We start from the raw sequence: 18,853 nt of genomic DNA on the forward strand, positions 1-18,853 counted from the left end.
TGGAGTTCATGCAACAAGCACGCCGCGCCGCCCCCTCCGACGCCGAGGAACTGATCCGCCTCCGCGAGGTGATGATCGACTCCCTCCCTCCGCGCCAGCTCGGCGAGGATCCTCCGGGCACCGACTGGCGGGCGAACGGCGTCGCCGATCTGCGGAGCAGACTCGCCGACCCCGGCGCCGACATCGCCGCCTTCGTGATCGACCGGCCCGGCGGGTCGCCGGCCGGGCTCGCCGCCTGCGCGGTCGGCACCATCGCGCACCGGCTCGCCGGTCCGGGGAATCCGCACGGCCTCTTCGGGTATGTGTTCAGCGTGGCCACCGACCCTGACGCACGGCGCCGGGGCCACTCCCGCGCGTGCCTGGAGGCGCTGGTGGAGTGGTTCCGCACACAGGGTGTGAGCAGGATCGATCTGCATGCCTCGCCCGAGGGCGAACCGCTCTACGCCGCCCTCGGCTTCACCCGTACCCCCGACCCGGCGATGCGGCTCACCCTCCCGGCGGCCCGCTGAGCCGAGCGCTTAGGCTCATGTCCATGGAGAGCCTCGCACTGATCGAGAACTGGCCGGTACCGACCGCGGCGGCGGCCGTCGTCCGCGCGGACGGCACCGTCGCCGGCACCCGCGGGGCGACCGGGCACCGTTTCCCGCTGGCCTCGGTCACCAAGCCGCTGGCCGCGTACGCGGTGCTCGTGGCGTACGAGGAGGGCGCGGTGGAGCTGGACGAGCCGGCCGGACCGCCCGGGTCCACTGTCCGGCATCTGCTGGCGCACACCTCGGGTCTCGCTTTCGACGAGCAGAGGGTGACCGCGGAGCCCGGCACCCGCCGGGTCTACTCCAACGCCGGTTTCGAGGTTCTCGCCGACCATGTCGCGAAGGCGGCCGACATCCCGTTCGGCGAGTATCTGCGCCAGGCGGTGCTGGAGCCGCTGGGCATGACGGCGACCTCGCTGGAGGGCTCGGCAGCGAAGGACGCGGTGTCGACCGCCGGTGATCTCGCCCGGTTCGCGGCCGAGGTGCAGGCGCCCCGGCTGCTGGACCCTCGGACGGTGCTGGAGGCGATGACGGTGGTTCATCCCGGCTTGGACGGGCTGCTGCCGGGCTATGGCAGGCAGCGTCCGAACGACTGGGGTCTCGGCTTCGAGATCCGCGACGGCAAGTCCCCGCACTGGACGGGCTCCGCCTCGTCGCCGCGCACCTTCGGTCATTTCGGCCAGTCGGGTACGTTTCTCTGGGTCGACCCGGACGCCGGCGCGGCGTGTGTCGCTCTCACCGACCGGCCGTTCGGCCCCTGGGCGGCCGAGGTGTGGCCGGTGTTCACGGACGCGGTGCTCGCGGAGCTGCGCCGCGCGGCCTGAGGGCCCGTCAGCCGGACATCTCCCGGACTCAGCCGGACATCTCCCAGACCAGGATCTCCGCCGCCGGTCCGGCGGTCACCGGTGGCACGGGCTCCCCGCCGGTGATCCGCGCCGCGTCGCCGGGCCCGAGCTCCGTGTCCCCGAGCCGTACCCCGCCGCGCACCACCTGGAGATGGACCGCCGGGGCGTCCGGCAGCGACAGCGTGCCGCCGGCGGCGAGCCGGTGCACCCGGAGCACCGCGCCGGCCGCGGGGAGCGGGTACGGCACACCGTCGGCGAGGCCGCGGACGACCTCGTACTCCGGCTCTCCCCCGGGCTCCCGGGGCATCAGCCACATCTGCACGAAGACCAGGGGCAGTCCGCCGTCGTTGCGCTCCACATGGCGCACTCCGGCGCCCGAACCGAGCCGCTGCACGTCTCCGGGGCGCACGACGGTGGCGTGTCCCGCGGAGTCCCGGTGGGTGAGTTCCCCCTCGACCACCCAGGTGACGATCTCGGTGTTGCTGTGCGGATGCTCCGCGAACCCCGCTCCGGGGGCGAGGCGTTCCTCGTTGCAGGCGATGAGCGCGCCGAAGCGGAGGTTGTCCGGGTCGTAGTGGGGCCCGAAGGAGAAGGAGTGCCGGGTTTCGATGCCCTCTGCGGGTTCACCGCCCGGATAGCGGTCGGCCGAGCGGCGTACGTCGATCACACGCCCACCGTAGCCGCCGCGCGCCGGGAGCGGACCACTCGTCCGCGCACCCCCGCGGCGGCGCCCCGTGAACCCCGGCACTCAGCCGCGCCGCCCGGATAAGGCACTCTTGTCCCCGTGCCCGAACCTGGAACGAATGACGCCCACCCGCACTCCGCGACGCTGCGCCGTCTGGAGCGGTCGTCCGGCCGGCTGGCCGCGAACGCCATCGCGCGCATGGACGAGACACTGCCCTGGTACCGGGCCATGCCACCGGAGAACCGGTCGTGGATCGGCCTGGTAGCCCAGGCCGGTATCGCCGCGTTCACCGAGTGGTTCCGGCACCCGGACACTCCGCAGGCGATCTCCACCGATGTCTTCGGCACGGCGCCGCGCGAACTGACCCGGGCGATCACCCTGCGCCAGACCGTGGAGATGGTCCGCACGACCATCGAGGTCATGGAGACGGCGATCGAGGAGGTCGCCGCCCCGGGCGACGAGTCGGTGCTGCGCGAGGCCCTGCTCGTCTACGCCCGGGAGATCGCCTTCGCCACCGCCCAGGTGTACGCGCAGGCCGCCGAGGCCCGCGGCGCCTGGGACGCCCGGCTGGAGTCCCTGGTGGTGAACGCGGTGCTCTCCGGGGAGGCCGACGAGGGCGCGGTCTCCCGGGCCGCCGCGCTCGGCTGGAACTCCCCCGAACACGTCAGTGTCATCCTCGGCACCGCCCCCGACGGGGACAGCGAGCTGACCGTGGAGGCGATCCGGCGCGCGGCCCGCCATGCCAAGCTCCAGGTGCTGACCGGGGTGCTGGGCGACCGGCTGGTGGTCATCGCGGGCGGCAGCGAGAATCCGCTGCATGTCGCCAAGGCCCTGATCGGCCCGTACGCGGCCGGGCCGGTCGTCGCCGGTCCGGTGGTGCCCGATCTGCTGGCGGCCACCAAGTCGGCACAGGCCGCCGCGGCCGGGCTCAAGGCGTGCTCGGCCTGGCAGGACGCGCCGCGGCCGGTTCTCGCGGACGATCTCCTGCCGGAGCGCGCCATCGCCGCCGACCCTGCCGCCCGCGAGCAGTTGGTAGAGGAGATCTACAGACCGCTCGAAGAGGCGGGATCAGCCCTGCTGGAGACCCTGAGCGTCTATCTGGAGCAGGCGAGCAGCCTCGAAGGGGCGGCACGAATGCTCTTTGTTCACCCCAACACCGTGCGCTACCGGCTACGACGTGTGACTGACGTCACCGGATGGTCACCCTCCGATGTGCGTTCCGCCTTCACCCTGCGGATCGCCCTCATCCTCGGGCGCTTGGCCGACGGAGATCAGCAGTCATAGACTTTTGTGGAACACCGACAATTCCCCTGACGGTTCTTCGTCCCTGTCCTCACCGGCGGTAAGGGCCGTACACAAGAGAGAGTGTGAGAGTGCTCGTACTCGTCGCTCCTGGCCAAGGCGCTCAGACGCCCGGTTTCCTGACTCCATGGCTCGACCTTCCTGGTCTGTCGGGCCGCATCGAGGCGTGGTCCGAGGCCATCGGGCTCGACCTCGTCCACTACGGCACCAAGGCGGACGCGGACGAGATCCGGGACACCGCCGTGGCCCAGCCGCTGCTCGTCGCCGCCGGACTGCTCAGCGCGTCCGCGCTCGGTGCGGACATCCGTCCGGACATCGTCGCGGGTCACAGCGTCGGTGAGATCACCGCCGCCGCGCTCGCCGGTGTCGTGGACGAGACCGACGCGCTGCGCTTCGTGCGGACCCGCGGTCTGGCGATGGCCGAGGCCGCCGCCGTGACCGAGACCGGGATGGCCGCCGTGCTCGGCGGTGACCCGGAGCAGGTCGTGGCCCATCTCGAAGGGCTCGGTCTGACCGCCGCCAATGTGAACGGCGCGGGTCAGATCGTGGCCGCGGGCACCGCGGAGCAGCTGGCCGCCCTCGCCGCGGACAAGCCGGAGAAGGCGCGGGTCATCGCGCTGAAGGTGGCCGGTGCCTTCCACACGGAGCACATGGCGCCCGCGGTCGCGACCCTGGAAGGGGCCGCCGCCGAGCTGCGCCCCGCCGACCCGCTGCTGACGTATGTCTCGAACAAGGACGGCGCGGTCGTCTCCGCGGGCGCCGAGGTGATCGCCCGGCTGGTCGGCCAGGTGGCCAATCCGGTGCGCTGGGATCTGTGCATGGACACCTTCCGGGAGCGGGGCGTCACCGCTCTGATCGAGGTCTGCCCCGGCGGCACCCTCACCGGGATCGCCAAGCGCGCCCTGCCGGGCGTGAAGACCCTGGCGCTGAAGACCCCGGCCGATCTCGACGCGGCGCGTGCGCTGATCGCCGAGCACACCGGCATCGCCGCCGACGCCGTCCCCGGCGGAAATCCAGCAGCCTGACGCTGCCGACGCAGCCAGAGAATCCAGAAAAGGAGACGCGCACCATGGCGAAGATCAAGCCGAGCAAGGGCGCCCCTTATGCGCGGATCATGGGTGTCGGCGGCTACCGTCCCACCCGGGTCGTACCGAACGACGTGATCCTGGAGAAGATCGACTCGTCCGACGAGTGGATCCGCTCCCGCTCCGGCATCGCCACCCGTCACTGGGCCTCCGACGAGGAGACCGTGAGCCTGATGTCGGTCGAGGCCGCGGGCAAGGCCATCGCCGACGCCGGGATCACCCCGCAGCAGATCGACGGTGTCATCGTGGCCACCGTCTCGCACTTCAAGCAGACACCGGCGGTCGCCACCGAGATCGCGGACCGGATCGGCGCGGTCAAGCCGGCCGCCTTCGACGTCTCGGCCGGTTGCGCCGGCTTCGGCTACGCGCTGACCCTGGCCAAGAGCATGGTGGTCGAGGGTTCGGCCACGCATGTGCTGGTCATCGGGGTGGAGCGGCTGAGCGACCTGACCGACCTGGAGGACCGGGCGACCGCCTTCCTCTTCGGTGACGGTGCCGGCGCCGTGATCGTGGGCCCCGCGACGGAGCCGATGATCGGCCCCACGGTGTGGGGTTCGGAGGGCGACAAGTCCGAGACCATCACGCAGACCGCGCCGTGGACGGACTACCGCGCCGGCGGCAGCGCGCCGGCGAAGTTCCCTGCGATCACCCAGGAGGGCCAGGCGGTCTTCCGCTGGGCCGTGTTCGAGATGGCGAAGGTCGCCCAGCAGGCGCTGGAAGCGGCCGGGATCACCCCGGACGACCTGGATGTCTTCATTCCGCACCAGGCCAATATGCGGATCATCGACTCGATGGTGAAGACTCTCAAGCTGCCGGAGCACGTCACGGTCGCCCGTGACGTGGAGACCACCGGCAACACCTCGGCCGCCTCGATTCCGCTCGCCATGGAGCGGCTTCTGGCGACCGGGCAGGCCAAGAGCGGCGACACGGCGCTCGTCATCGGCTTCGGGGCGGGTCTCGTCTACGCGGCAACGGTCGTTACCCTCCCCTGAGTCACCGGATCTTCCGGACCGGATTCCCGGGCCGATTTTCTGGACTGGCTGCCGGACCTCCCGGACGCCACACCCTCTGCTACAACATCGAAGGAGCGCCAATATGGCCGCCACGCAGGAAGAGATCGTCGAAGGTCTCGCGGAGATCGTCAACGAGATCGCCGGTATCCCGGTCGAGGACGTCCAGCTGGACAAGTCCTTCACCGACGACCTGGACGTCGACTCGCTGTCCATGGTCGAGGTCGTCGTCGCCGCCGAGGAGCGTTTCGAGGTCAAGATCCCGGACGACGACGTCAAGAACCTGAAGACTGTCGGCGACGCCGCGGAGTACATCGCCAAGAACCAGGTCGCGAAGAGCTGAGTCTCAGCCTCGGTTCGGGCCGCGCTTGTCGCCACCCCGCGGTGGCGTCGTGAACTCTCAGCACCCCCTACACGTGGAGAATGAATTCCTGTGAACTCGACCAATCAGACTGTGGTCGTCACCGGTATCGGCGCAACCACACCGTTGGGTGGCGACAGCGCGTCGTTCTGGGAGGGTCTGCTCGCCGGACGCTCCGGAGCGAAGGTCCTCGACGACGAGCGCTTCGCCGATCTTCCGGTGAAGATCGCCGCGGTGGCCGCCGTGGACCCCAGTGAGGTTCTGCCGCGCCCGCTCGCCCGCAAGCTCGACCGCTCGGCGCAGTTCGCGCTGATCGCGGCGCGCGAGGCATGGGCGGACGCCGGCTACACCGAGCCCGCGAGCGAGGACGGTGCGGTCGAGCCCTCCCGGCTCGGCACCGTGGTCGCCTCGGGCATCGGCGGTGTGACAACGCTGCTGGACCAGTACGACGTACTGAAGGAGAAGGGTGTCCGGCGGGTCTCCCCGCACACGGTCCCCATGCTCATGCCGAACAGCCCGTCGGCCAATGTGGGCCTGGAGGTGAACGCCCAGGCGGGTGTGCACTCCGTGGTCTCCGCCTGTGCCTCGGGCGCCGAGGCGATCGGTTACGCGGTGGAGATGATCCGCACCGGCCGTGCCGATGTGGTCGTCGCCGGCGGCACCGAGGCGGCCATCCACCCGCTGCCGGTGGTGGCCTTCGCCAACATGATGGCGATGTCGAAGAACAATGAGCACCCCGAGACGGCTTCGCGGCCGTACGACAAGGCCCGTGACGGCTTTGTCCTCGGTGAGGGTGCGGGTGTGGTCGTGCTGGAGTCGGCGGATCACGCGGCCCGGCGCGGCGCGCGGGTCTACTGCGAGGTGCTGGGACAGGGTCTGTCCGCGGACAGCCACCACATCGCGCAGCCGGAGCCGACCGGCCGGGGCATCGCCGCGGCCATGCGCAATCTGCTGGACTCCTCGGATCTCAAGCCCGAGCAGATCGTCCACCTCAACGCCCACGCCACCTCGACCCCGCTGGGCGATGTGGCCGAGGTGAAGGCGCTGCGCGCGGTGCTCGGGGACGACCTGGACCATGTCGCGGTGTCGGCGACCAAGTCGATGACGGGCCATCTGCTGGGCGGCGCGGGCGGTATCGAGACGGTGGCCACGGTGCTGGCGCTGTACCACCGGCTGGCCCCGCCGACGATCAATGTGGACGAGCTGGACGAGGAGATCGACGCGGACATCGTGCGCGGCGAGCCGAGGCCGCTGCCGCAGGGCACCATCGCCGCCATCAACAACTCGTTCGGCTTCGGCGGCCACAATGTGGTGCTGGCGTTCCGTTCGGTGTGATGAGCGCTCCGTTACGCGTGTCACGCGCTCCGCGCGCGGATGTGCCCGACGGCTCGCGTGAGGCCGTCCGGCGGTTCCCGTCCATACGGTGGATGAGACCCGTACCCCTGCTCGGGGGTACGGGTCTTCTGTTTGGGGGCGTTCGTGTCCCGGGGGGGGTGGGATACGGCGCCGGCGGAGTACGGGGAGCCGTACACCCGAAAGGGGCGCCCGGAGCGGAACCGGAGCCGCAGGGGAGAGCCGCGGGAGCGGTGGGCGCGACACGCGGGGTGGGCCGTTCGGCGGACACCGCCGGCGGGCCGGATGAGCGGGGCTCCCCGGTACGCGCCCGGCGGCTCACGCTCTGTCGCCGGTGGTGCCGGTGCGCCGGGGGCCGTACGGCGCCGCGGGGCCGGGATCCGGGCCCGTCCGCCGGGCTCGGACCGCCCGTCAGACCACTTGGTGGAGCCAGCGGACCGGGGCGCCCTCGCCCGCGTACCGGAAGGGCTCCAGCTCGTCGTCCCACGGCTTGCCGAGCAGTTTCTCGACCTCGGCCTCCAGCTCCGTCTCGCCCTGTGAGGACCGGAGGAGCGCGGCGCGCAGCCGGTCCTCCGGGATCAGGATGTCGCCGTGCACACCGGTGACCGCGTGGAAGATGCCCAGGTCGGGCGTGGCGCTGTAGCGCTCGCCCTCGGCATTGGCACAGGGTTCGGCGGTCACCTCGAAGCGCAGCAGATGCCAGCCGCGCAGCGCCGAGGCGAGTCTGGAGGCCGTGCCCGCCTGGCCCTGCCAGGAGAATTCGGCCCGCCAGGTGCCCGGCGACGCGGGCTGGCGGATCCAGTCGAGCTGGACCCTTACCCCCAGCACCCCCGCGACCGCCCATTCGACATGCGGGCAGAGCGCGCGTGGTGCGGAGTGAACATAGAGAACGCCACGTGTCGTCACCGGGACCTCCAGTGTGGGACGAGGATCGCCTTCCCAGCGGCCTCAGTAAACAGCATCAGGGGTTAATCTCCACAAAAGGGACAGTATGTGACGTGATGTAATTTACCGGAACCGCCGGAGCCAACGGGCACGATGCCTCTGGGTCGACGGGGAAAAGCTACCGTGCGCCGGTGCCCGGAGGGTGACGTAACCTCGGAGCCGGGGCCGTACGCACCAAGCTTTCACTCGGCAGGACCTCGGGGGCAGCTACACGGAGGGGTAATCCGGGATGCACGCGAAGCGCCTGGGCAGAGGGACCATTCGAGCCGGACGGCCGCGGCGGGCCGGCGGGGCGCGGCCGGCCGGCGCGGCCCTGACCACCGCCCTGCTGCTGACAGCCGGGGCACTGACGGCATGTGACGTGTCATCCGATTCGGGGAACAGGGGCGCCTCCGGGAAGCGGCCGGTGCCCACCCCGCTGTGGGACCGCAGCCCCGACTCCATCGCCGCCGTCGGTGACTCCATCACCCGCGCCTTCGACGCCTGTGTGGTGCTCTCCGACTGCCCCGAGGCGTCCTGGGCCACCGGCACCGACGCCACGGTGCGCAGTCTGGCCCAGCGGCTGCTCGGCGGGGAGCCGGCGGCCGTCGCCCAGCGCTCCTGGAACTACGCGCGCACCGGGGCCGAGGTCGCCGATCTGAGCGCGCAGATGGCCAAAGCGGCGGCGAAGAAGCCCGACCTGGTCACGGTCCTCGTCGGCGCGAACGACGCCTGTGCGGACCGCACCGAGCTGATGACCCCGGTGGCGGACTTCCGGGCCTCCTTCACCAAGGCGCTGCGGGAGCTGCGGCGGACGGCGCCGAAGTCGCAGGTGTACGTCTCCAGCGTGCCCGACCTCAAGCGGCTCTGGTCCACCGGCCGGGACGACCCGCTCGGCCGGGCGGTCTGGAAGCTGGGCATCTGCTCGACCATGCTCGGCGACGCGGAGGATCTGAGCAGCCGGGCGCACGAGCGGCGGGCCCGGGTGCAGGACCGGGTGGTCGCGTACAACACCGTGCTCAAGGACGTCTGCGGGAAGGACCGGCGCTGCCGGTACGACGGCGGGGCGGTCTTCGACTACCGGTTCAACGAGGAACTGCTCAGCCGCTGGGACTGGTTCCACCCCAGCAAGGACGGGCAGAGCGTGCTGGCCGACATCGCGTACCGGAACATCACGGCGGCGAAGCCGCCCGCGTAGGGAGCCCGCGGCTCCGGTGGGGGAAGAGGGCGGGGGCCCGGCGGGGGTTGGGCGGGATCAGGGCAGATTCCGGCCGGAAAGAACAGTCTGGTCAAGGCGTGATCATGCGGTGATACTGCGGCCAGCCCCCTACGGAAGGATCCCCGTGTCCCCGATACGTGCCCGCGCGGCTGTGGTCGGCGTACTGCTCGCCCCGCTCGCGCTCACCGCCGCCGTACCGTCCGCCGCCGTCCCCGTGCCCGCTCCCGCCGCCCCGGGCGCGGGCGCGACGGCAGCGGCGGTGACGGTGGAGGAGGCCCGGCTCGACCGCGCCGTACCCCGGGAGATTCTGCGCCGCAGCGGATTCGACACCGCCGCCCCGCGGTTCGCCGGGGCGCTGGCCGGGGCCGGCTCGTACCGGCAGGCCGAGAAGGCGGTCGCCCGGCACGGCTCGGCGCTCTGGGAGCGGGCGGTGGACCGGGCCCAGGGCCGGGGCCCGCTGGTGGGCGATCTGACCCGGGACGACGACCGGCCGCTGTACTGGGCCCGGCTGGCCATGACCCGTGAGGTGCGCCAGTGGCAGCCCGGTTTCGGGCTGACCGACGCTCAGCGGGCGCGGCTGCTGGACCGGCTGGAGCGGAGCTCGCGCGGCCAGGACTCGCTGGACTTCACGGGGAGGGACCGGCGGTCCGAGCGGGGCGGTGCGGACTCCCTCGGCCGCGGCGAGGTCAAGCGGATCCTGATGACCGGTTTCGACCCCTTCACCCTGGACCGGGACATCCGGATCAGCAATCCGTCCGGGGCGACCGCGCTGGCGCTGGACGGCACCTGGATCCGTACGGCGGACGGTCCGGCCAGGATCGAGGCGGCGGTGTTCCCGGTGCGCTGGCAGGACTTCGCGGACGGGTCGGTGGAGCGGACGCTGCGGAAGCGGCTGCCGAAGGCGGATCTCTTCACCACGGTCAGCCAGGGCCGGCCGGGCCGGATCGACATCGAGCGGACGAATGGCGCCTGGCGGGGCGGATTCCCGGACAATGACAACATCTCGCGCACGGAGACGGTTCCGGTGAGCGATCCGGCCACGCAGCCGCAGTGGACCTCCTCCACTCTGCCGGCCGCGGCCATCGTGGCGGCGCCCACCGGCCGCTTCCCGGTCTACGACAACACCTCGGTGACCGAGATACCGGCGGGCGGCACCACACCGGTGGTGGCGCCGGGCGGTCCCACTCCGGGCTCGACGGCCCGCCAGGGCGGCGGGGGCAATTACCTCTCCAACGAGATCGCCTACCGGGCGACCCTGCTGCGGGACCGGCTGGGCCTGACGATTCCGGGCGGCCATGTGCACACTCCGGTGCTGGAGTTCGGCCCGGGGAACACCGCGGAGATCACCGATCCGGTCTTCGTCCGGAACCGGCTGGACATCATCGCGCAGGTGCGGGAGATCATCCGGGTGTCGGCCGGGGTCTAGGGTCTCCGCCGGGCGGGGTCCCGGGGTTCGCGACCGGCGCCGGCCGGCGGGTGTTCCCGTCGGCCGGCGCACTGGATGATGGATACATGAGAATAGCGACCGCGCAGTTCAACTCCGTCATGGGCGATGTAGAGGCCAATATCGGCACCATGCGGACGCTGATCCATGACGCCGCCGGGCAGGGCGCCCGGCTGGTGGTCTTCGCCGAGCTGGCGGTGACGGGGTACGCGATGGGGCCGGTCGCCGCGCGGCCCGCGCTGTGGCTGGACGAGGACGACAGCCGGCTCGAACCGGTGCGTGCCGCCTGCCGCGGGACGGGCGTCGCCGCGGTGGTGAACGCGGTCGTGCGGCCCGGGTCCGCCGGGGGTTCCGGGCACTCCGGGCACTCCGGGAAGGGGAGCGGTACGGCGGCGGGCGGGCGGCCGGGAATCACGTCACTGGTCTTCGGCCCGGCGGGCGAACTCCTCTCCCGCTATGACAAACGGAATCTCCACGGAGTGGAGAAGGAGCTCTTCGAAGCGGGCACGGCCGATGGCCGTTTCACCCTCGACGGCATCCGGTTCGCACTGGCCGTCTGCTATGACAACCGCTTCCCGGAGATCGCCGGGCGGGCCCGCGCCGATGGCTGCCAGGTCTATCTGGCGAGCTCCGTACTGGAGGAGGGCAATGACTCCTTCGAAACCGTCTATCCCGTACGGGCCAGGGAGAACGGGCTCGTTGTGGCACTCGCCAACCATCTGGGGCCGAGCGATGCCGGCGACTGCCCCGGGGAGAGCGCCATCTGGGGCGCCGATGGCGCGATGCTCGCCACGGCGGGCCGGAAGGATCCGGGCCTCGCCGTGGCCGAGCTGTCGCTCACTTCTTGAACGGGTCGTACGGGGAGCCGCCCGGCACCCCCGGCTGCGGATAAGCGGAATCCGGATGGCCCGGCACGGGCGGGGAGTTCCGCGCCTGTTCGGGCTCCTGCGCGCGGTCGTGCCCCTGGTCCGGCTCGGGGCGCAGTTCGCGGACCATGAGGGTCGCTCCGGCCACCGCTCCCGGCATCAGGAAGACCGCCACGAAAGGCACCAGGAAGGCGAGTCCGAGCGGCACCCCGAATCCGAGGGTCATCATCCGGCGGCTCTTCAGCAGCGCGAGCCGGTCCTTGAGTTCGACTCCGCGCCGCTGGAGGGCGACCGCGGTCAGCTCCTCGGCGAGAAAGTAGCCGGTGACGGCGAACCCGAGAACGGGAACGACGGTCTGGCCGAAGACCGGGATGAAGCCGAGGGCGAAGAGGATGATCCCGTAGATCAGGACCCGGAGCAGAATCCGCAGCGAGTCGCGCGCCGAGATCCATAGATCGCGCCAGAGCGGAAGTCCGGATTCGGGCACATTGCCGCCCTCGGTCCGGTCGACCTGCTCGGAGAGCGACTCGTAGAACGGCTGGCCGATCAGCAGGGTCACCGCGGTGAAGGTGATCACCGCGAGGAAGAGACCGAGAGCGAAGAGCAGTCCGGTCAGAAATCCGCGGAGGATCCCCTCCCACGGCGACGACCAGTCGTCCGCGAAGGGCGTGGCCCAGGCCACCACATCGTTCGCGCCATAGCCGAGACCGATGATCGCGCCCACGTACAACGCCAAGGTCAACAGCCCCGGAAGCAGTCCGAAACCGAACCAGCGGCCATGGGTTCCCACCCAGCGCTGGCCCTTCATCACATAGCTGAAACCCGCCCCGAAATCACGCATGGCGTCAGCCTATCGGGGCACGTGGCCGGAACCGGTCTAACTGTTTGATGGGACAAAACTCTTGATTGTCAGCAAGTCGAACCTGTAGACCCCTCCGTACAGATCGTTGTGTCATACACGTCACGGCGCTCGATCCCCTCTCTCCCGGAGGCTTACACGCATGGGCATATCCAGACCCGCCCTGGTCGCCACCGCCACACTGACCGCGGCCGTGCTGCTCGCGCCGGTTCAGGCGACCGCGGTACCCACTCTCACCGGCAAGCCGTCGCCCGGGTCGGCCGGGCCCGACCCGGTACGCGAACGGGGTTCCAGCGACTCCGCTCTCGCCAAGTCGCGGCTGTCGGGGGTGCCGGCCGGACTCCTGGGGCAGCGCTCCACTCCCTCGCTGATCAAGTCCAGCGCCTTTCCCCGGCGTACCGCGCTGAAGGTGCCGCCGGTCAACACCGCCGACAAGTCGATCAAGCTGGGCCTCGTCCCGTACCACTCCCTCGCACCCCGGCTCAACGCTCTCCAGAAGGTGAGCGACCGGGTCAGTGTGGAGATCGCCGGACGCTCCGCCAGCGGGCGCGAGATGTACCTGGTCACCGTGACCGCGCCGGAGAGCGTCTCGCAGGTCCGTCTTCAGGAGAAGATGCGCCAGCAGATCGAGAACTCCCCGGCCACCGCGGCCAAGGACGCCGCCATCAAGTCGGCTTACAAGACCCCGATCTTCATCAACAACAACATCCACGGCAATGAGTGGGAGGGCACGGACGCGGCCCTGAAGCTCATCGAGGAGCTGGCGAAGTCCACGGACGCCAAGACGGCGACCATGCTGGGCAAGAACCGCATCTACCTCAATGTCACCGCCAACCCGGACGGCCGGGTCAACGGTACGCGTGCCAATGCCAATGGCTTCGATCTGAACCGTGACTTCATCACCGCGTCACAGCCCGAGACGCGCGCCATCCGGCAGATCGCCATCGACAAGCAGCCCGCCGTGATGCTGGACCTGCACGGCTATGTCAACGGCACCCTGATCGAGCCGACCACCCCGCCGCACGGCGAGAACTACGAGTACGACCTCTTCCTGAAGAACTCCTACGCCAACGCGCTCGGCATGGAGAAGGCCGTCAACGGCCTCGGCTACACCGAGGCGAAGGACGGCGTGCGTGCCGCGACGATTCCCTTCCGCGACTCGGCGGAGGGCTGGGACGACTGGCCGCCGATCTTCACCCCGCAGTACATGCCGTTCCAGGGCGCGGTGGCCTCGCACACCATCGAGTTCCCGATGCGGGTGAACAACTCGTCGTACGACTCGCTGCCGGTGGAGGAGCTGCGGCGCCGGGCGTCGATCAACACGGCCATCGCCGGTGCGACGATGCGCGCGACGCTCGACTACACGCACTCCAAGCGCCGTCTGGTGATCGCCGACCAGATCGAGACCTTCCGGCGCGGCGCGGCGGGTGAGGCCCAGCGGCCGATCTCGCCGAAGACGGTGCCGGGTGTCCCCGGGATCGGCCCGGAGGACGTCTACACCACCACCTTCCCGCGCGCCTATGTGATTCCGGTCGGCCGGAACCAGCGCAGCGCGGTGGCCGCGGCCCGTCTGGTGGACCACCTGGTCGCCAACGATGTGCGGGTCGAGCGGGTCACCAAGGCGTTCCGGCTGGGCGGCGAGGACTACGCCGCCGGTTCGTACCTGGTGAACATGCGCCAGGCGAAGCGCGGCATCGCCAATGTCATTCTGGCCGAGGGCCGGGACATCAGCGCCGATGTGTCGGCGATGTACGACATCTCCGGCTGGAGCCTGGGTCTGCTCTGGGGTGCCGATGTCGACAAGGTGACCTCGGGCACCGTGTCCGTCACGGGCACCGCGGTGAAGGCCGCGTCCTGGGCGGGGTCGGTCGCCGCCAAGGGTGACCTGAAGGTCCGGCTGGACGACCCGAAGGAGCTCGCGGCCGTGAACGCCCTGCTGGAGCAGGGTGTCGCGGTGCAGCGCACGAACGACGGCGCGGCGATCGTGCCCGCTTCGGCGCGCAAGCAGGCGACCGTGGTCGCCGACTGGTTCGACGTGGCCTTCACGGCGACCACCGAGCGCGGTGTGGCTCCGCTGAAGCGGACCCGGGTCGCGGCGGCGGTGACGTCGGGCGAGCAGTACGCGCTCCGTGAGATGGGCTTCGACGTGGTGCCGGTCTCGACCGCGGTGCTGAACGCGGGCTTCGACTGGTCGCAGGCGGACATCCTGTTCGTGTCGGGCGGTCTCAGCTGGGCGGGTCTCAACCCGGCGGCGCAGGACGCCTTCAAGGCGAGCGGGGTCGGCCTGGTCGGTCTCGGTGCGGACGGCGCGGCGTTCAACAGCGCGGCCGGCCTGATCGAGGCGACCGGTGTCGAGGGCAACGGCGACGCCAATGGCGTGGTGCGGGTGTCCAACACCGGCGGCGCGATCACCGGTGGCGCCCCGGGTCACACCTTCATCTACTCGCCGGTCTGGTTCACCGGACTGGGTTCGGGTGTGCGGGTCGACCAGCTGTACGGCAGCGGCAACCCGCTGGTCTCCGGTCACTGGCGGGCGAACGACGCGGGCAAGGGCGGTCCGAAGGACGCAGCCAGCCGGCCGTCGATCGTCAGCGGTTCGACCGCGTCGGGCGCGCCGGTGGCGCTGTTCGGCACCGAGCCGCTCTTCCGCGACCACCCGAAGGGTGTCTTCGCGCAGATCGGACGGGCTCTGCTGGACAGCTGAGCCGATGGGCCCGGTGATCCGCCGGGCCGCATGAGACGAGGGCCGCATTCCCGTGCGATACGGGGATGCGGCCCTCGGCCGTGCCGTGCGTGCGGTGCCGCGCTGTGCGTGAGGCGCGGTGCTGTGCGCGGTGTGTGGTGCCCGCGTGGCGGGTCGCGGCGGGTTGTGCCGGGTCCGGGGGTTCATCGCCCCAGGGAGACGACCATCTTGCCGGTGTTGTCGCCGCGCAGGAGCCCGAGGAACGCGTCGAAGCCGTTCTCGATGCCCTCGGCCACGGTCTCCTTGTACTTGAGCTCGCCGGAGGCTAGCCAGCCGGCCACGTCCGACACGAACTGGGGCTGGAGGTCCAGGTGGTCGGAGACGAGCACACCCTGGAGGCGCAGGCGCTTGCCGATGGCGAAGCCGAGATTGCGGGGGCCGGGCGGGGGCGTGGTGTCGTTGTACTGGGCGATCATCCCGCAGAGGGTGACCCGGCCGTGGACGTTGAGCGCGGCGATGGCCGCTTCGAGGTGGTCGCCGCCGACATTGTCGAAGTAGACGTCGATCCCCTCGGGCGCGGCCTTCTGGAGCTGCTCGGCGACGGGCCCGTCCTTGTAGTTGAAGGCCGCGTCGAAGCCGTACTCCTCGACCAGGAGCCTGACCTTGTCGTCGGAGCCCGCCGAGCCGATGACCCGGGACGCGCCCTTGATCCTGGCCAGCTGGCCGACCTGGCTGCCGACGGCACCGGCCGCGCCGGAGACGAAGACGGCGTCGCCCTCCTTGAAGGAGGCGGTCCGGAAGAGTCCGGCGTAGGCGGTGAGGCCGGTCATGCCCAGGACGCCGAGATAGGCGGAGAGCGGGGCGAGGGTGCCGTCGACCTTGACCGCCTGTGCGGCCGGGACCTCGGCGTACTCGCGCCAGCCGAGGTTGTGCAGCACATGGTCGCCGACGGCGAGGCCCTCGGCGGCGGAGGCGACGACCTCGCCGACCGCGCCGCCCTCCATGGGCTTGTCGAGCCCGAACGGCGGCACATACGACTTCGCGTCGTTCATGCGGCCGCGCATATAGGGGTCGACGGAGAAGTGCAGATTGCGGACGAGGACGCTGCCCGGCGCCGGCTCCGGCACCGGGACCTCGCGCAGGGCGACGTCCTCTGCCGTGGGCCAGCCGTTCGGACGTGCGACGAGGTGCCATTCACGAGCTGTCGCGGGGACTGCCGTCATGCTTCTTTACCTCCCAGATACGTTTCACTATATGAAACAACCATGGTGCTAAATGTTTCATGTTGTCAAGTAACGGAGTACGGTGTCGGTCATGGCCGCACCGCGCATTGACCCGCTGACGCTCGAAGTCGTCGATCTCATCGGCACCGTCGTGACCCGCTATCACGCGGAGTACGAGCGCGCCGCCGCCAGTCACGCGCTCACGGGCGCCCAGGCCAAGGTACTGGCGCTGCTCGCGCTGGAGCCGCTGCCGATGCGGCGGATCGCCCAGAAGCTGAAGTGCGAGCCGTCGAACGTCACGGGCATTGTGGACCGGCTGGAATCCCGCGGCCTGGTGGAACGGCTGCCGGACCCGCAGGACCGCCGGGTGAAACTGGCCGCGCCCACCGAGGAAGGCGCGAGCACGGCACAGCGGCTGCGGGACTCCCTGGAATTCGCCCGGGAGCCGCTGGCGCATCTGTCCGACGACGAGCGGACCACCCTGCGGGATCTCCTCCGGCGCGTGCTGGGGGAGGACCCGGCGGGCCCCGCCTGACCGCCTGCGGGGCGCCGCCGTACCCCGTGCCTCCCCTGCCCGCGCGTCCGCACTCCGGGTGCCGGTGGCGGATGCCGGGTGCCGGGTGCCGGGTGCCGGGTGCCGGGCAGGATGTCGGGCATGACCGCTCCCGCGCCCTTCGGGCCCCTTGATTTCCAGTTGGTACTGCTGCGCCGGATGGCGGACTTCCAGCCCGGGCTGGTGGAGGACGCCCGGCGGACCCTGGGTGTCCCGGCGGCCGGAATGCGGGAGGCCAATCGCCGCTGGCAGGCGATGGTCCGCTCGCCGAGGGCACGGGGCACGGTCGCCCGGTACCGCTCGGTGCTCGGCGCCCCGGAGCACTCCGAGCGCCGCCGGATCGGCGATCTGGAGTGCGAGGCACTGCTCTGGCCGGTACCGCTCTGGCCCGGCCTGCGCTTCGAGGTGCTGGCGGCCGGGGGCGGGGCGGTCTGGAACGAATGGCTCGTCCGGGCCCCCGGGGCACCCGGCCCGGAGCTCCGCACCGCCGCCGATCTCCGTCCGTGGTCCTGCACGGTGGACGAGGCGGCCCGGGCATTTCCCCCGGCCACCCCCTTGCAGGGCTCCGCCCCGACCCGATGGCAGCTCTCGCTGACGCTGCCGGGCGGGGAACGCCGGGTCGCCGAATTCACCTGGGGACTCCTCCAGCGCCTGCTCTGACCGGTCCGCCGCCGCCAGGCGCGGCGGGAGCGGGAACGGGCGCGGGGCGGCGCCCGGCGGGTGCTCACTCCGGTGGGTGCGCCCGGGCCGGCGGAAGGCGGGACCGTACCCCCGACCGGCTCACCCAGCGCGCGCCGCCCCCGGCCCGACCGGACGATTTCCCCAGGGCAACGCACTCGGGAGGATCCGCCGTGACCGTCAGTCTTGAGCAACTGCGCCGCTGCCATGTCGCCGTCGATCTGGGTGCCGCGCGCACCAGGGTCTTCGTCAAGGGTGCCGGGCTCGTCGTGGACGAACCGAGCGTCGCCGCCGTGAACACCCGTACCGGCGCGCTGATCGCGGTGGGCGCGCTCGCGGAGAAGATGACCGGCCGCACCCCCGACTACATCCGGGTGGCCCGGCCCGTCTCGGGCGGCACCGTGGTGGACATCGAGATGGCCCAGCGGATGCTCCGGCACCTCCTCGGTGAGAAACTCCGCCGCCAGCTGCGCCGCAAGCCGCGGCTGCGGGCCGCCGCCTGCACCCCTCACCTCAGCGATCCGCTCGCCCAGCGGGCCGCCGTGGAGACCCTGGTCGGGCTCGGGGCGCGCCGGGTGGAGCTGGTCGACACCCTCATCGCCGCCGCCGTCGGCTGCGGACTTCCCGTGGAGCAGCCCACCGCCACCATGATCATGGTGTGCGGTGCGGCGACCACGCAGATCGCGGTGCTGTCGCTCGGCTCGATCGTGACGGCCGAACGGGTGCCGGTCGGCGGGAACGCCATCGACAACGCGGTGATCCAGCATCTGCGCACCCAGCACGAACTGATGCTGCCCAGCCAGTCGGTCCGCCCGCTGCAACTCGCCCTGCACGGCAATGGGCTCACCTCCCAGGGCCCGGAATCCACCGAGATCCACGGCCGGGACGTGGCCACCGGGCTGGCCCGCTCCGTGCAGGTGAACACCGCCGCCGTGCGCAACGCCATCCACACCCCGCTCACCTCCGTGCTCGACGGCATCGGCAAGGTGCTGCGGGACTGCCCGCCCGATCTGGTCGCCGACCTCGCCGACCGGGGAATCATGATGGTCGGCGGAAGTGCGCTGCTGCCCGGTTTCGACCAGATGCTCCGGGACGCGACCGGGATGCCGGTCCAGATCGCCGAGCGACCGGATGTCTGTGCGGTTCTCGGTCTCGGTGCGATGCTGGAGGGCAAGATCCAGCCGCTGGTGCTCAACCCGCTGGCCGAGGTCGGCTGAGAGCGGGAGCGGAGGC

18 protein-coding genes are annotated in these 18,853 nt (G+C 71.1%); 14 read left to right on the forward strand and 4 right to left on the reverse strand.

All coding sequences use genetic code 11. The features are described from left to right. Nucleotides 1-8: 8 nt before the first annotated feature. Nucleotides 9-509: a GNAT family N-acetyltransferase gene (locus AAFN69_RS05285; RefSeq protein WP_347727088.1), complete on the forward strand. Its 501-nt coding sequence runs from the start codon at nucleotides 9-11 to the stop codon at nucleotides 507-509. A 17-nt stretch (nucleotides 510-526) separates the two neighbouring features. Continuing rightward, complete coding sequence (locus AAFN69_RS05290) at nucleotides 527-1,354, forward strand: serine hydrolase domain-containing protein (RefSeq protein ID WP_347727089.1); 828 nt, start codon at nucleotides 527-529, stop codon at nucleotides 1,352-1,354. Between the two features lie 28 nt (nucleotides 1,355-1,382). Here the strand turns inward: AAFN69_RS05290 and AAFN69_RS05295 are convergent, their stop codons facing one another. Beyond that, nucleotides 1,383-2,042: a pirin family protein gene (locus AAFN69_RS05295; protein WP_347727090.1), complete on the reverse strand. Its 660-nt coding sequence runs from the start codon at nucleotides 2,040-2,042 to the stop codon at nucleotides 1,383-1,385. 117 nt (nucleotides 2,043-2,159) lie between these two features. Between AAFN69_RS05295 and AAFN69_RS05300 the strand changes: the two genes are divergently transcribed. The 5 genes from AAFN69_RS05300 to fabF all read left to right on the forward strand — a co-directional run bounded on the left by AAFN69_RS05300 (nucleotide 2,160) and on the right by fabF (nucleotide 7,153). Next, nucleotides 2,160-3,344, forward strand: a complete 1,185-nt coding sequence (locus AAFN69_RS05300; protein WP_347727091.1) for a helix-turn-helix domain-containing protein — start codon at nucleotides 2,160-2,162, stop codon at nucleotides 3,342-3,344. A gap of 89 nt (nucleotides 3,345-3,433) precedes the next feature. After that, a complete protein-coding gene (locus tag AAFN69_RS05305; RefSeq protein WP_347727092.1) occupies nucleotides 3,434-4,387 on the forward strand; it encodes an ACP S-malonyltransferase in 954 nt (317 codons plus the stop codon). Between the two features lie 44 nt (nucleotides 4,388-4,431). Continuing rightward, nucleotides 4,432-5,439, forward strand: coding sequence for a ketoacyl-ACP synthase III (locus tag AAFN69_RS05310; protein ID WP_347727093.1), 1,008 nt, complete (start codon nucleotides 4,432-4,434; stop codon nucleotides 5,437-5,439). A 103-nt stretch (nucleotides 5,440-5,542) separates the two neighbouring features. Further along, nucleotides 5,543-5,800: an acyl carrier protein gene (locus AAFN69_RS05315; RefSeq protein ID WP_347727094.1), complete on the forward strand. Its 258-nt coding sequence runs from the start codon at nucleotides 5,543-5,545 to the stop codon at nucleotides 5,798-5,800. A 90-nt stretch (nucleotides 5,801-5,890) separates the two neighbouring features. Continuing rightward, entirely contained in the window at nucleotides 5,891-7,153 is a 1,263-nt protein-coding gene (gene fabF / locus AAFN69_RS05320; RefSeq protein ID WP_347727095.1) for a beta-ketoacyl-ACP synthase II, read from the forward strand. Between the two features lie 429 nt (nucleotides 7,154-7,582). Here the strand turns inward: fabF and AAFN69_RS05325 are convergent, their stop codons facing one another. Continuing rightward, nucleotides 7,583-8,077 carry a DUF3145 domain-containing protein gene (locus tag AAFN69_RS05325; protein ID WP_347727096.1) on the reverse strand — a complete coding sequence of 165 codons (495 nt, stop codon included), beginning with the start codon at nucleotides 8,075-8,077 and terminating at the stop codon, nucleotides 7,583-7,585. Nucleotides 8,078-8,345: 268 nt separating this feature from the next. On the opposite strand from AAFN69_RS05325, the gene AAFN69_RS05330 reads away from it, so the two are divergent. From AAFN69_RS05330 to AAFN69_RS05340, 3 genes are all read left to right on the forward strand, one after another. After that, nucleotides 8,346-9,293 (forward strand): SGNH/GDSL hydrolase family protein, encoded by a 948-nt coding sequence (locus AAFN69_RS05330; RefSeq protein WP_347727097.1) that lies wholly within the window; start codon nucleotides 8,346-8,348, stop codon nucleotides 9,291-9,293. Nucleotides 9,294-9,438: 145 nt separating this feature from the next. Continuing rightward, nucleotides 9,439-10,740 carry a pyroglutamyl peptidase gene (locus tag AAFN69_RS05335; protein WP_347727098.1) on the forward strand — a complete coding sequence of 434 codons (1,302 nt, stop codon included), beginning with the start codon at nucleotides 9,439-9,441 and terminating at the stop codon, nucleotides 10,738-10,740. 86 nt (nucleotides 10,741-10,826) lie between these two features. Beyond that, nucleotides 10,827-11,606, forward strand: coding sequence for a carbon-nitrogen hydrolase family protein (locus AAFN69_RS05340; protein ID WP_347727099.1), 780 nt, complete (start codon nucleotides 10,827-10,829; stop codon nucleotides 11,604-11,606). On the opposite strand, the gene AAFN69_RS05345 is transcribed toward AAFN69_RS05340, so the two are convergent. Beyond that, nucleotides 11,596-12,465 carry an EI24 domain-containing protein gene (locus tag AAFN69_RS05345; protein ID WP_347727100.1) on the reverse strand — a complete coding sequence of 290 codons (870 nt, stop codon included), beginning with the start codon at nucleotides 12,463-12,465 and terminating at the stop codon, nucleotides 11,596-11,598. The two genes, AAFN69_RS05340 and AAFN69_RS05345, sit on opposite strands and share 11 nt — an antisense overlap. Before the next feature lie 160 nt (nucleotides 12,466-12,625). Here AAFN69_RS05345 and AAFN69_RS05350 point away from each other — a divergent pair, with 160 nt between their 5' ends. Next, the gene (locus AAFN69_RS05350; RefSeq protein ID WP_347727101.1) at nucleotides 12,626-15,187 is read left to right on the forward strand and encodes a M14 family zinc carboxypeptidase; all 2,562 of its coding nucleotides are present in this window, start codon (nucleotides 12,626-12,628) and stop codon (nucleotides 15,185-15,187) included. A gap of 182 nt (nucleotides 15,188-15,369) precedes the next feature. Here the strand turns inward: AAFN69_RS05350 and AAFN69_RS05355 are convergent, their stop codons facing one another. After that, a complete protein-coding gene (locus tag AAFN69_RS05355; protein WP_347727102.1) occupies nucleotides 15,370-16,389 on the reverse strand; it encodes an NADP-dependent oxidoreductase in 1,020 nt (339 codons plus the stop codon). Nucleotides 16,390-16,480: 91 nt separating this feature from the next. Here AAFN69_RS05355 and AAFN69_RS05360 point away from each other — a divergent pair, with 91 nt between their 5' ends. From AAFN69_RS05360 to AAFN69_RS05370, 3 genes are all read left to right on the forward strand, one after another. After that, nucleotides 16,481-16,924: a MarR family transcriptional regulator gene (locus AAFN69_RS05360; protein ID WP_347727103.1), complete on the forward strand. Its 444-nt coding sequence runs from the start codon at nucleotides 16,481-16,483 to the stop codon at nucleotides 16,922-16,924. Nucleotides 16,925-17,035: 111 nt separating this feature from the next. Then, on the forward strand, nucleotides 17,036-17,602 hold the full coding sequence (locus AAFN69_RS05365) for a hypothetical protein (protein ID WP_347727104.1): 567 nt from the start codon (nucleotides 17,036-17,038) through the stop codon (nucleotides 17,600-17,602). A gap of 191 nt (nucleotides 17,603-17,793) precedes the next feature. Further along, complete coding sequence (locus AAFN69_RS05370; protein WP_347727105.1) at nucleotides 17,794-18,837, forward strand: rod shape-determining protein; 1,044 nt, start codon at nucleotides 17,794-17,796, stop codon at nucleotides 18,835-18,837. Nucleotides 18,838-18,853: the final 16 nt, after the last annotated feature.

It is taken from the genome of Streptomyces sp. CAU 1734 (assembly GCF_039888735.1).
Taxonomy (GTDB): Bacteria; Actinomycetota; Actinomycetes; order Streptomycetales; family Streptomycetaceae; genus Streptomyces.

Coding starts and splice junctions, on each gene's coding strand:
- AAFN69_RS05315 (WP_347727094.1), top strand. CDS start 5,543: ATGGCCGCCACGCAGGAAGAGATCGTCGAAGGTCTCGCGGAGATCGTC.
- AAFN69_RS05290 (WP_347727089.1), top strand. CDS start 527: ATGTCCATGGAGAGCCTCGCACTGATCGAGAACTGGCCGGTACCGACC.
- AAFN69_RS05285 (WP_347727088.1), top strand. CDS start 9: ATGCAACAAGCACGCCGCGCCGCCCCCTCCGACGCCGAGGAACTGATC.
- AAFN69_RS05365 (WP_347727104.1), top strand. CDS start 17,036: ATGTCGGGCATGACCGCTCCCGCGCCCTTCGGGCCCCTTGATTTCCAG.
- AAFN69_RS05340 (WP_347727099.1), top strand. CDS start 10,827: ATGAGAATAGCGACCGCGCAGTTCAACTCCGTCATGGGCGATGTAGAG.
- AAFN69_RS05310 (WP_347727093.1), top strand. CDS start 4,432: ATGGCGAAGATCAAGCCGAGCAAGGGCGCCCCTTATGCGCGGATCATG.
- AAFN69_RS05345 (WP_347727100.1), bottom strand. CDS start 12,465: ATGCGTGATTTCGGGGCGGGTTTCAGCTATGTGATGAAGGGCCAGCGC.
- AAFN69_RS05355 (WP_347727102.1), bottom strand. CDS start 16,389: ATGACGGCAGTCCCCGCGACAGCTCGTGAATGGCACCTCGTCGCACGT.
- AAFN69_RS05330 (WP_347727097.1), top strand. CDS start 8,346: ATGCACGCGAAGCGCCTGGGCAGAGGGACCATTCGAGCCGGACGGCCG.
- AAFN69_RS05360 (WP_347727103.1), top strand. CDS start 16,481: ATGGCCGCACCGCGCATTGACCCGCTGACGCTCGAAGTCGTCGATCTC.
- AAFN69_RS05350 (WP_347727101.1), top strand. CDS start 12,626: ATGGGCATATCCAGACCCGCCCTGGTCGCCACCGCCACACTGACCGCG.